The organism is Streptomyces laculatispora, from assembly GCF_017353455.1.
GTDB classification, from domain to species: domain Bacteria; phylum Actinomycetota; class Actinomycetes; order Streptomycetales; family Streptomycetaceae; genus Streptomyces; species Streptomyces laculatispora.
In genome coordinates, this window is record NZ_JAFMPZ010000379.1 from 1 (window position 1) to 11,863 (window position 11,863).

An 11,863-nucleotide genomic window follows, 5' to 3' on the forward strand; every position below is an offset into this window, starting at 1 on the left:
CGGCCATGACGACCCGGCCGTGCCCGACACCGCGAAGACCGGATCGCTGCCCCTGACCGAGGTCGCCTATGCGGGCGCGGGCACCACCCTGGACGTGGAAACACTGCTGAGTGGCAAGCCCGACCTCGTGGTGGCCGTCAGCTACGGCGGCGGCCAGGTCTACGGCCTCGCCCCGGAGACGGCCAAGCACCTGGAGGGGCACGTCCCGGTCGTCGTCATCGACGTGGGCCAGGCGCGCACCCTCGCGGAGACCGGTGACCGGTTCACCCGGCTGGCCCGTTCGCTGGGCGCCGAGGAGCCCGCGGCGGCCGCGCAGGAACTGGACGCCGCCCGGAACCGGCTGCGCACGTTCGCCGCACCGGATCGGACCAGGGTCCTCGCCCTGTCCCCGGCCGGGCAGCAGCAGGCGCACCTGGCCCGCCCCCGCATGTGGCCCGAACTGCGGGTGCTGGCAGAGCTCGGCGTCGACCTGGTGGAACCGGCCGACGGGCCCGGTGCCAACTGGTCCACGGTCGACTGGGCGGAGGCCGGGGCGCTGCGTCCCTCCGTCGTGCTCGCCGACATCCGGGTCAACGCCACCCCCCTCGAAGAGCTCCGGACGAACGCGGCGTGGGCGGCGATCGAACGCACCGCCCGGGTGGTGCCCTGGAACCCGGAGCCGGTGTGCAGCGCGCGGGCCCACGCCCGGTTCCTGGCCCTGGTGGCCGACGCGCTGGAGGCCTGAGGGCTGTCCCGCGGGGCCTCTGGTGCGCCGCGCGCCGATGCCCCGTACGGACGCCTGCGATCGCGCGGGACGCCGTGGTTCGCGAGGCTGGCCGGGAGTGTCCCGTGCCGGTACCCGCACGTCCCCAGGAGCAGGCCATGCAGCAGGACAAGCACCCTTCCTACCGTCCCGTCGTCTTCCGTGACCGTTCGGCGGGCTACGCCTTTCTGACCCGGTCCACCGCGTCGAGCGAGCGGACCATCGACTGGGACGACGGCAACAGCTACCCCGTCATCGACGTGGAGATCTCCGCCGAGAGCCACCCGTTCTTCACCGGGAAGGCCCGGGTGGTCGACTCCGAGGGCCAGGTCGCCAAATTCGAGCGCAGGTACGGCGACGACGGGGGCGCCGGCGCCTCCTGACCCGTTCGGGACCCGAGCCCCCGGCCTTGTCCACCGGGCCGGGGGCTCCGTCCGTCATGACCGCCCCCCCGCGCACGGGGAAGCAGTGACCCGTTCGGCCCAGTGGGCGCATCCTCGGCCGGGGCCCGGCCGTTCGACCGGCGGCGGATGCGAACGATGACGGGAGGGCCGCGGCATGGCGTGGGACGGGGCAGCAACTGTGGTGACGGGCCTGGGGCTTGTGACCCCGGCCGGCGCCGACGAGCACGCCTTCTGGGCGGGGCTGTGCGCCGGGACCGGTGTGGCCCGGCACTGTGGGGAACTGGCCGGCCTGCCGGTCGACTTCGCCTGCCGGGCCGACGCGGGGGACCTGGACGAGGCGGTGGGCGGACGCGCCGTGTTCCGGATGGCGCGGTTCGTGAAGATGGCGCTCGTCGCCGCCCGCCGCGCCGTGGCGGACGCCGGGCTCCGACCGGACCGCTGGGACGGCGGCCGGGTGGGCGTCGTGCTGGGCGTCGGCGTGGGCGGTGTCTCCGTGCTCGTCGACAACGTCCGCAGGCTGGACGCGGACGGACCGCTCGCGGTCTCCCCGCTCCTTGTGCCGATGATGATGCCGAACGCGGCCGCCGGGGAGGTCGCCATCGACCTGCGCGCCCACGGGCCGAGTCTGGCCCCGGCCACCGCCTGCGCGTCGGGCGCCACCGCGCTCGCGCTCGCCCGCGACCTGCTGACGAGCGGTCAGTGCGACGTTGTGGTGGCCGGCGGTGCGGAGTCCGTGGTGACTCCGCTGGTGGTGACCGCGTTCGCGGGGATGGGCGCACTCTCGGTGCGCACCGGCGATCCGGCGGCCGCGTCGAGGCCGTTCGCCGCGGACCGCGACGGGTTCGTCCTGGGCGAGGGCGCCGCCGTCCTCGTACTGGAACGCGCCGGGGACGTCCGGGCCCGTGGCGGACGGGCGCGGGCGGTGCTGGCCGGTGCGGGCGCTGCCACGGACGCCCACCACCCCACCGCACCCGACCCGGGCGGCCGGGGCGCTCAGCGGGCGGTCGAGGCGGCACTGGACCGGGCGGGCTGGGCCGCCCGCGACGTGGACCACATCAACGCACATGGCACCTCCACCCCGCTGAACGACGCCATGGAGTCCGCGCTGATCGCCCGGCTCTTCCCGCACCGGCCCTCGGTGACCGCACCGAAGGGCGTCATCGGGCACACTCTCGCGGCGGGCGGTGCGATCGAGGCGGTGGCCACCGTACTGACCCTGGAACACGGCCTCGTCCCGCCGATCGCCAACCTCGACGCCCCGCCGGCGGAGTCCGGCCTCGACTGTGTGACCAAGGAACCCCGCAGGCAGCGCGTCGAGCGGGCCCTCAGCCACTCCTTCGGATTCGGCGGCCACAATGTCGCCCTCGCCTTCCAGCGGGCCCCGGCACCCCGCTGAACAGGAAGTAAAGGGCTGCGAATGCCAGAATTCGGGTGTCCTGGCTGATTCCTGATCGTTCCTGTCGTGTGACCATTACGATGGATAGCCCCATGGTGACCGGAGCCGGCACGGAGCGGGTCGCGGACCGGCTCACCGCAGTGCTCCTCGGCGCGGACGCCCCCCGGGAGCACGGCTTCTGGCAGCGCATCATCGCCACCGAGCCGTTCCGCAGGCCGGCAGTCCCCCTGCCCGGCCCCACCCCCGACGAGCGGCTCGCGCTCGCCCACGCCCGGCTGCGCACGCTCAACAACGCGCTGGACAGCGGCGCCAGGCTGGCAGCCGACCCGCGCGCCCTGGCCGCACTGCACGAATGGCTCGCCCCGGTGGACCCGACTCTCGCCACCGTCGCGGGAATCCACTACAACCTCTTCCTCGGCAGTCTGCTGGACCACGACGCCGACCGGTCCCGCGATCTGTCGGACTTCCTCGCGATGCGGCGCATCGGGACCTTCCTCTGTACGGAGGTGGCGCACGGCAACGACGCCGCCGCGGTCGAGACGACGGCCACCTACGACCGTGCCCGGGACGGATTCGTGCTGCACACGCCGCACCTGGGCGCACAGAAGTTCATGCCCAACACCAGCCGGGCCGGCGGCCCCAAGTCGGGACTCGTCGCTGCCCGGCTCCTCGTCGAGGGAGCCGACCACGGGGTCTTCCTGCTGCTGGTGCCGCTCACCGACTCGTCGCAGGCCCTGCCCGGGGTACGGATCCGCAGGCTTCCGGCACGGCTGGGCAGTCCCGTGGACCACTGTCTGACCTCATTCGACCAGGTGTTCGTCGGGCGCGAGGCACTGCTCGGCGGCCAGCAGGGGCGGGTCGGCGACGACGGGGTGTTCCGCAGCGGCACCGCCGGCCGCCGACGCCGATTCCTCGCCTCCATCGGCCGCGTCACCACGGGCCGCATCTGCATGAGCGCGAGTGCGGTCGGCTCCGCCCGGGCCACCCTTGCCATCGCGGTCCGCTACTCCGGCCACCGGTATGTCTCCGGGGGCCGCGCGCTGCCGCCGTTGCCGGTGATGGCCCACCGCAGCCATCACGGCCCGCTGGCCGGGGCCATGGCCACCGTCTTCGCGATGAGCCTGCTGCACCGACGGGTCCTCGACCGCTGGGAGGCCGCGGTGCGCGGCCCGGCGGCGGAGCGCGCGGCGGCCGGGCAGCTGGTCGACATCGCCAAGGGCTGGATCACCTGGCAGGCCCGGTCCGTGATCGTCGAATGCCGCGAACGGTGCGGCGCCCAGGGACTGCTGGAGCACAACGGAATGACCGAACTCGTCACCGGGGTGGAGGGTGCCATCACCGCCGAGGGTGACAACCTGGCCATCCACGCCAAGGCGGCGGCCGAGATGGTCATCTCCGCGATGCCCGAGGCATTGGACGCGTGGGGCACCGCGGCCGGCCGGCCGGACGGCGACCTGAACGATCTGCGCTACCTCGGCCGGCTCCTGGCCCAGGTGGAGCGGATCCAGTTCGCCCGCTCCCGCGCACGCATGGCACGGGCCCCGCACGGTGGCCCGCTGAAGCGGTGGAACACGGGGTCCGGGCCCGCGCTGCGAGGCGTCGAGGCGCACGCCTACCGGCAGGCGGCCGACGCGTACGCGGACGCGGTCGAGAGCCTGCCCGAGGGGCCTGCCCGCGAGCGGCTGACCGAACTGGCCCGGCTGTTCGCGCTGCGCTGGGTCGAACGCAACAGCGGGGACCTGCTCGTCGCCGGTCACCTCACGGCCGACCAGGTCGAAGGGCTGACGGAGGCCACCGAGCAGCTCGTCGCCGCCGTCGCGGCCCACCTGCCGGAACTCGCCGGCTCCTTCGCGCTGCCGGCGGAACTGCTCGCCGACTGGCCCATCGCGGGAGCCCGCTACGCGGAGGCGTACGACGACCCGGAGGCGTCCTGGCACACGGGCGAGAGGCAGGTACCCGCCGTGGGGGATCGATGACGGCCGGGACGGGGCAGGGAGCGCCCGTGCGGCTGCGCCGTGCGGCCGAGGCGGCACAGGGCCTCGGAGTCGGTGTCGTACTCCTGGCCTTCTGGGGCACCGCGGCCGTGTTGTCGCGGTGGTGCCCGGCGGAGCGGTCCCGCGGAGGCGAATCGGTTCGCCGCAAGGCGTAACTGGACGGACGCTGCTCAGTTACTTCGGCGTCGGGGCGTGAGAGGCAGCGCTCCGGACACCCCCGCCGGACGGGCATGATGGAGAGGAAGACCATGAGCGCGATTCACCCCACGATCACCGAGGTACTCAGCCGTACCTTCAGGGTGCCCGTGGCCGAGATTCTCCCGGAATCCACGATGGACAGCCTGGACATGGACTCCCTGGCAGTCGCCGAGTTCGCCGTCGTCATGAGGGAGGCCCTCGGCGTCGAGCTGGACCCGGGCACCCTGCACAGGGACACCAGCCTCGCCGGGCTCACGGAGTTCCTCCGGGCGTCGGCCGGTGGCCAGGCACCGGTGGGCAACGCCCGATGACGACACCGGCCATCGCCGTCACCGGTCTGGGAATGATCACCCCGGTCGGCAACGACACCGAGTCCACCTGGGACGGTGTGTGCGCCGGGGTCAGCCCGGCCCGCACCGTCCCCGCACTCGCAGGGTGCGCGATCGACTTCGCCTGCACGGTCGACGGCATCGACCTGGACGCCGCGATCGGCCGCCGTACGGCCTACCGCATGGGCAGGTACGCCAAATTCGCCGTACTCGCCGCACGGGAGGCGGTCGCCGACGCGGGAGTCGACCCGGAAGGCTGGGACGGCAGCCGGGTCGCGGTCGTCGTCGGTACCAGCAGCGGCGGCTCCGCCGGTCTCACCGATCAGGCACTGGTGCTGGAACGGCGCGGGCCCGAGGCGACCTCGCCGTCCGGGATCCTGCTCACCATCCCGAACATGCCCGCGGCCGAGATCGCGATCGAGATGGGCGCCACGGGCCCCAGCCTGGCGCCCTGCACCGCCTGTTCGTCCGGGATCACCGCACTGTCCGTGGCCCGGGACCTGCTCGTCACCGGGCAGTGCGACCTGGCGATCGCGGGAGCCACCGAATCGACCCTCTTCCCGATCGCCATGACCGGATTCGCCAGATCCGGCGCGGCCGCCCGCGCGGACGGGGACCTGTCCCGGCTCAGCCGGCCCTTCTCGGCCGACCGGGCCGGGCTCGTCATGGGCGAGGGCGCCGCCGTCATGGTGCTGGAGCGCGCCGCCGACGCCGAGGCCCGGGGCGCCGAGCCGCGCGCGCTGCTCGCGGGCACCGGCGCCACCACCGACGCCCACCACCCCACCAGCCCGCATCCCGACGGCCGGGTCGCCCAGGCCGCCGTCGAGGCCGCGCTGCGTGACGCGGGCTGGCACGCCGCGGACGTCGAGCACATCAACGCGCACGGCACGGCCACCCCGCGCAACGACGCGGCCGAAGCCGCCCTCATCGGCCGGGTCTTCCCGCACCGGCCGCCCGTCACCGCGCCCAAGGGCGTACTGGGCCACTGCATGGGCGCGGCCGGAGCGATCGAGGCGGGGCTGACGATCCTCACACTCCAGCGCGGAATCATCCCGCCGGTCGCCAACCTGGACGCGCCCGCGCCCGGGTTCGACATCGACTGCGTCACCAAGCAGCCGCTGGCGCTGCCCGTCCGGCGTGCCGTCAGCCACTCGTTCGGATTCGGTGGACACAACGCCGTGGTCGCGCTCCTGCGCCCGTAGCGGCCGGGCCGGTGGAACAGGCGGGGGCCGCCCATTCCACCGGCCGCACCGCCGCTGAGCTGCGCAGAGGCTCGTGGTAACGTGCCTGGGCCAGTCGAACTCCACGTAGGGGTCAGGGAATCCGGTGCGAATCCGGAACTGACGCGCAGCGGTGAGGGGGACGGGCGGGGCCAACGGCCACTGGGAGACCCATGGGTTCCCGGGAAGGCGTCCCGACCGTACGAACCCGAGTCCGAAGACCTGCTGGCACCCGCGGTCCGGCACCGGGTCGCGGAACTCCGTACACCGGGCCCCGCGCATGGGCCCAGAGACGCCGAGGTACTTCGTGCCGCCCATAGCCGGCCACGCCCGCTCCGCCGCCCTGCTCATGGCGGGGACAGTCCTGCTGACAGCCTGCGGCGGGGGCGGGGACAGCTCCGCAGCCAAGTCCACCGGGGCCGACGGCTATCCGGTGACCCTGAAGAACTGCGGGCGCACCGTCACCGTGGAGGCGGCCCCGCGCCGTGCCGTCCCGGTCGACCAGGGGTCCACCGAGATCCTGCTCTCGCTCGGTCTCGCCGACCGGCTGGCCGCCACCGCCACCTGGACCGACCCGGTGATGAAGGGCCTGGAGAAGGCCAACGCCGGCGTCCCGAGGATCTCCGAGAACCGTCCCTCCTCGGAGAAGGTCCTGGACCAGGAGCCCGACTTCGTCAGCGCGTCCTTCGAGTCGACGCTCGCCAAGGGCGGCGTCGCCCCACGCGAGCAGTTCGAGAAGCTGGGCGTCCCCACCTACGTCTCGCCCGCCGACTGCACCGCCAAGGACAACAGCAAGGACGGCGACGGGGTCCGGACCGGAGCGCTGACCATGGACAGCGTCTACCGTGAAGTACGCGACCTCGCCAAGGTGTTCGGTGTCCCGGAGCGGGGCGAGAAGCTCGTGGCGGAGCTGCGCGCCCGGGTGCGCAAGGCCACCGACGGCGTCGACGCCTCCGGCGCCACCCTGATGTACTGGTTCGCCAACTCCGAGTCCCCGTACCTGGCGGGCTGTTGCGGAGCACCCGGCGTCATCACCGGTGAGCTCGGCGCGAAGAACGTCTTCGACGACACCCATGAGGAATGGCCGCAGATCAACTGGGAGACGGTCGCCGACCGCAACCCGGACGTGCTGGTCATCGGCGATCTGACCCGCAAGTCGGAGACCGCCGAGAGCGCCTCGCGGAAGATCGCGTTCCTGGAGTCCAACCCCGCCACGAAGAACATGGACGCCGTACGGCACAAGCGCTACGTGCTGCTCAGCGGCCAGGCCATGAACCCGTCGATCCGTACGGTCGAGGGCGTGGAGCGCGTCGCCGCCGGGCTGCGTACGTTCGGGCTCACGGGGTGACGGACACCGAACAGGCCGCAGAGGTGAGTGAGCGCGCGCTCACCCATGCCGGTGAGGGCGGACGGCCCGGCATCCGGGGCATCCGCAGCGGACTCCTGTGGGCCGGCGGGCTCCTGCTGCTAGCCCTGTCCGTCGCGGTGGCCGTCACCATCGGTCCGGCCAGGATCTCCGTCGGCGACGTCCGGGACACGGTCGCGGCCCACCTCGGGCTCGGGGACTCGCCGCTCAGCCCGATCCGGGACGGCATCATCTGGAACCTGCGCATGCCCAGGACCCTGCTCGCCGCCGTCTGCGGCGCCGGGCTCGCGGTCTGCGGCACCGTCATGCAGTCGCTGCTGCGCAACCCGCTCGCCGACCCGTTCGTCCTCGGTGTCTCCTCCGGGGCGTCGACCGGCGCGGTCGTGGTCGTCGTCCTCGGGGTCGGCGGGGGAGCGGTGTCCCTGTCGGCCGGTGCGTTCATCGGGGCTATGTGCTCCTTCGCGCTGGTTCTGCTGCTCAGCCACACCCTCGGCGGCAGCACCGACCGGGTGGTCCTGTCCGGGGTCGCGGCCATGCAGCTGTTCTCCGCGCTCACCTCCTTCGTCGTGATGACCGCCGCCGACGCCGAGCAGACCCGCGGGGTGCTGTTCTGGCTGCTGGGTTCACTCGGCGGCGTCGGCTGGACCGATGTGTGGACCTGCTCCGCCGTGCTGGCCGTGACACTGCTGATCTGCCTGGGCCACGCCCGTACGCTCGACGCCTTCGCCTTCGGCCAGGACGCGGCCGCCACCCTCGGTGTCCATGTCGGGCGCACCCGGATCGTGCTGCTCTGCACGACCGCGCTGCTGACCGCCGCACTGGTCAGCTCGGCCGGCGCCATCGGCTTCGTCGGCCTGGTGCTGCCGCACGCGGCCCGTGCGCTCACCGGTTCCGGGCATCGCAGACTGCTGCCGGTCACCGCGCTGGCCGGGGCCGTGTTCCTGGTCTGGGTCGACACCCTCGCGCGCACCGTCCTCGATCCGCAGGAGGTTCCGGTGGGCGTCGTCACCGCCCTGATCGGGGTGCCCGCCTTCGTCCTCGTCCTCTACCGCACCCGGCGGTCCGCATGACCCCGCCCGCCCGCAGCGGGCTGCGGGCCGACAGAGTCAGCCGGGAGGCGGGCGGCCGTCTCATCCTGGACGGGGTCTCACTGACTTCGCCGCCCGGTGCCACCGTCGGGCTGATCGGCCCGAACGGCTCGGGCAAGTCGACCCTGCTGCGGATACTGGCCGGAGTCCTCGCCCCGGACGCCGGCACGGTCACCCTCGACGACGACCCGCTGGCCAGGATCGGCCGCCGCACGGTGGCCCGGAGGGTCGCGGTGGTGGACCAGCACTCCCTCACCCAGGTCGAGCTGAGCGTCGTGGACGTCGTACGCCTCGGCCGCATCCCGCACCGACGCGCCTGGTCGGCGGCAACGGCGGCGGACGAGGCCGCGGTGGGCGAGGCGCTGGAGCGGACCGGTCTCACCGGCCGCCGGGACCAGTCCTGGCACACCCTCTCGGGCGGCGAGCGCCAGCGGGTCCAGATCGCCCGCGCGCTGGCCCAGCAGCCGCGCGAACTGCTGCTGGACGAACCGACGAACCACCTGGACGTCCAGCACCAGCTGGAACTGCTGTCCCTGGTCACCTCACTGCCGCTGACGGCTGTCATCGCCCTGCACGACCTCAATCTGGCCGCGATGTTCTGCGACCGGATCGTGGTGATGAACGGGGGCCGGGTGGTCGCGGGCGGGTCCCCGGCCGAGGTGATCACCCAGGAGCTCATCGCCGAGGTCTACCGGGTCAGGGCCGTCGTGACACCTGAGGGCCCCCAGGGGCGGCCCTCGGTGCGTTTTTGTCCGGGGCGGCCCTGACCCGAGGGGCCAGGCAGCGGCACGAGGGGCGGACCCCGTGGTGCGGGTCCGCCCCTCGCTCCTGTCCGGTACGGCTGGTCCGGCGCAGTGCGCGGGGTTCAGCGGCGCCGTCCCTGACCGAACTCGCCGCCCATGTCCCTGCCGCCTATGTCCTTGCCGTCCTTGGTCAGGCCGTCCGCGTAGTCGATCTGCTCCTTGCGCAGTTCCGCGGAGACTTCCTTCTGTTCGGTCACCTTCTTCGTTTCCATCCGCACCCGCTCGACCGGCACGGTCTCCTTCCGCATCGTGGCGCGCTCGGCGTGCAGGGTGACCTCCACATCCTGCTCGTTGATGTTCCCGCGCCCGGCCGCCTTGTCGCCGGGCTGGAGCGGCTCGCGCACCACGCGTACCTCTTCGTGCATCACCGGCACGGTCCTGGTGACGTTCTCGGTGACGACGTACTTGTGCAGCCGGGCCTTGCCGCTCTCGTACTCCTCGGTGCCGATGCGCAGCTGCTCCTCGGAGCGGATGAGTTCCTCCTTGCCGCCCAGGTCGGCGGACGCGGACCGTTCGGAGCCCGCTCCGGCTCCGACCAGCGGCCGGGCCGTGCCGGAGGTCTCGGCGTCCCGGTGCTTGCCCGTGCCGGCGCCCGCTGCCGCGCCGGTGGTGCCGGCCGTCGCCTTGCGCGTGGCGGCGGCGTTGGCGCCCATGGTCCCGGCTCCTGCCCCGGCGGCCGCGCCCGCTCCTGCCGCGCCCATGGTGCCGGTCCCGGACGTGGTCGGCGCACCGGCCGTGCCGACGGCCCCGGAACGCCCGGTGAGCTTGCCGCCGGTGTTCTTGGTCAGGCCGTAGTGCCGGTAGAGCTCCTCTTCCTCGGAGACGGAGAGGTGAGCGTCCGCGTCCACCCGGGGTGCTTCCTTGACGCGGTCCTTCGGATGAGAGATGTGCAGGTCGGAGCCCACGCGACGGGCTCCGGCGAGAGGCACGAAGCTCTCCTTCATACCGAACAGGCCGGTCTTCACCGTGATCCAGTCCGGTCGGCCGGTGTTGTCGTCGACATACACCCGCCCCACGTTGCCGATCTTCTCGCCCGCGGTGTCGTACACCGTCAGGCCGTCGAGCTCTCCGGAATCCGTGAAACCGTCAGCGGCTCCCATGACCGATTCCTCCTAGCCCGGGCGCGTCCTGTGGGTGGGTCCAGCAGGTGAGGCGCGTCCGGATTCCATCGCGCCTCACCCGGATGGACGCTGCAACTTCCCGGCCGGGGGGGTGGGGTGCCGTACACCCGCCGTGTGGGCGCAGGCCCCGTGCGATGCCGATGCGGGCCGTACAGCCGGGTTAGGCCAATCGGGTGATCGCCGAGCGGCTGTGGCCCGCACGGCGTGCCACCGGTGCGCAGTCTTCCGTCACCGCCCCTGAGCAGGCCGTTCCCGCCGCGCGGCGAATTTCCGGCAAACCCTTGACACCCGCTGGGCGTGGCAGCATCCTTTCGCCAGAAATCGCAACGTCGTTGCGATTTCCGCACCGACAGATGGACGAAGTGGACGAAGGAGGCCCGGCCCATGGCTGAGCGCGGCACGGACACCACCACCCCGGCCCTCGACGGACAGCAGGCCCCGGGAGTGCTGCAGACCGTCGACCGGGCCCTGCTCGTCCTGCTGACGTTCACCGAACAGCGGCCCGAGTGGGGGGTCAGTGAACTGGCCCGCCACCACGGCTGGGACAAGGCCGTCGTCCAGCGACTGCTCACCACCCTGAGCGCGCGCGGCTTCCTGCTCTGCGACGAGAACAGCCGCCGCTACCGCCCCGGACCGGCGCTGTCCCGGCTGGCCAGGGTCAGCGAACACAGCGGAGTGCTGTCCTCGATCTCCAGGCCGATACTCGCCCGGCTGCTCCGCGAGACCGGCGAGAGCATCGTCCTCAACGTCCCGCACGGCGGCAGCTACCGTTGCGAAGCCGCCGTCGACGGCACCGGACCCGTCCGCTACACGGCGATCATCGGCGCCGTCATGCCCGGTCACGCCGGAGCGTCCGGGCACACCATCTTCGCGTACCACCCCGAACGCGAGATCCGGCAGATGTTCGGCGCCAACGGGCTGACGCGCTTCAACGACCGCACCATCACCGACCTGGACGCCCTGCTCACCTGCTACGCACAGGTCCGTGCCGACGGTTACTCCATCACGCACGGAGAGTACGACGAGGCCGTCACCGCGGTCTCCGCCCCCGTCTTCCAGGGCGACGGCGTCCCCGCCTCCCTCACCGTCATCGGCCCGTCCCACCGCGTGGACCGGGCCGCCGACACCCTCGTGACGCTGGTACGCGCCGGAGCGGCAGAGATCACCGCGGCCCTCGGCGGCTGAACCAGCCCCGGCACCAC

11 protein-coding genes and 1 riboswitch are annotated in these 11,863 nt (G+C 72.9%); of the genes, 10 read left to right on the forward strand and 1 reads right to left on the reverse strand.

The features are described 5' to 3' along the window. The 9 genes from J1C73_RS19700 to J1C73_RS19740 all read left to right on the forward strand — a co-directional run. Positions 1–724, forward strand: a 724-nt coding sequence (locus J1C73_RS19700) for an ABC transporter substrate-binding protein (RefSeq protein ID WP_207317567.1), incomplete at its 5' end; no start/stop codon positions are given. 137 nt (positions 725–861) lie between these two features. Continuing rightward, positions 862–1,125 carry a type B 50S ribosomal protein L31 gene (locus tag J1C73_RS19705; protein WP_207317568.1) on the forward strand — a complete coding sequence of 88 codons (264 nt, stop codon included), beginning with the start codon at positions 862–864 and terminating at the stop codon, positions 1,123–1,125. A gap of 175 nt (positions 1,126–1,300) precedes the next feature. Next, a complete protein-coding gene (locus tag J1C73_RS19710; RefSeq protein WP_207317569.1) occupies positions 1,301–2,542 on the forward strand; it encodes a beta-ketoacyl-[acyl-carrier-protein] synthase family protein in 1,242 nt (413 codons plus the stop codon). A gap of 92 nt (positions 2,543–2,634) precedes the next feature. Continuing rightward, positions 2,635–4,518 carry an acyl-CoA dehydrogenase family protein gene (locus J1C73_RS19715; RefSeq protein ID WP_242644421.1) on the forward strand — a complete coding sequence of 628 codons (1,884 nt, stop codon included), beginning with the start codon at positions 2,635–2,637 and terminating at the stop codon, positions 4,516–4,518. Positions 4,519–4,784: 266 nt separating this feature from the next. Beyond that, a complete protein-coding gene (locus J1C73_RS19720) occupies positions 4,785–5,045 on the forward strand; it encodes an acyl carrier protein (protein WP_207317571.1) in 261 nt (86 codons plus the stop codon). After that, on the forward strand, positions 5,042–6,265 hold the full coding sequence (locus J1C73_RS19725; RefSeq protein ID WP_207317572.1) for a beta-ketoacyl-[acyl-carrier-protein] synthase family protein: 1,224 nt from the start codon (positions 5,042–5,044) through the stop codon (positions 6,263–6,265). Before J1C73_RS19720 ends, J1C73_RS19725 begins: the two co-directional genes overlap by 4 nt. A gap of 74 nt (positions 6,266–6,339) precedes the next feature. Further along, positions 6,340–6,527, forward strand: a riboswitch (cobalamin riboswitch). Between the two features lie 36 nt (positions 6,528–6,563). Beyond that, positions 6,564–7,631, forward strand: coding sequence for an ABC transporter substrate-binding protein (locus J1C73_RS19730; RefSeq protein WP_207317573.1), 1,068 nt, complete (start codon positions 6,564–6,566; stop codon positions 7,629–7,631). After that, positions 7,628–8,719, forward strand: a complete 1,092-nt coding sequence (locus tag J1C73_RS19735) for a FecCD family ABC transporter permease (protein ID WP_372446711.1) — start codon at positions 7,628–7,630, stop codon at positions 8,717–8,719. Before J1C73_RS19730 ends, J1C73_RS19735 begins: the two co-directional genes overlap by 4 nt. Beyond that, positions 8,716–9,504, forward strand: a complete 789-nt coding sequence (locus J1C73_RS19740) for an ABC transporter ATP-binding protein (RefSeq protein WP_207317574.1) — start codon at positions 8,716–8,718, stop codon at positions 9,502–9,504. The genes J1C73_RS19735 and J1C73_RS19740 overlap by 4 nt, the downstream gene beginning before the upstream one ends. A 98-nt stretch (positions 9,505–9,602) precedes the next feature. On the opposite strand, the gene J1C73_RS19745 is transcribed toward J1C73_RS19740, so the two are convergent. Beyond that, positions 9,603–10,640 (reverse strand): PRC and DUF2382 domain-containing protein, encoded by a 1,038-nt coding sequence (locus tag J1C73_RS19745; protein ID WP_207317575.1) that lies wholly within the window; start codon positions 10,638–10,640, stop codon positions 9,603–9,605. A gap of 405 nt (positions 10,641–11,045) precedes the next feature. Here J1C73_RS19745 and J1C73_RS19750 point away from each other — a divergent pair, with 405 nt between their 5' ends. Beyond that, entirely contained in the window at positions 11,046–11,846 is an 801-nt protein-coding gene (locus J1C73_RS19750; RefSeq protein ID WP_123467094.1) for an IclR family transcriptional regulator, read from the forward strand. The last annotated feature ends 17 nt before the right edge of the window (positions 11,847–11,863 follow it).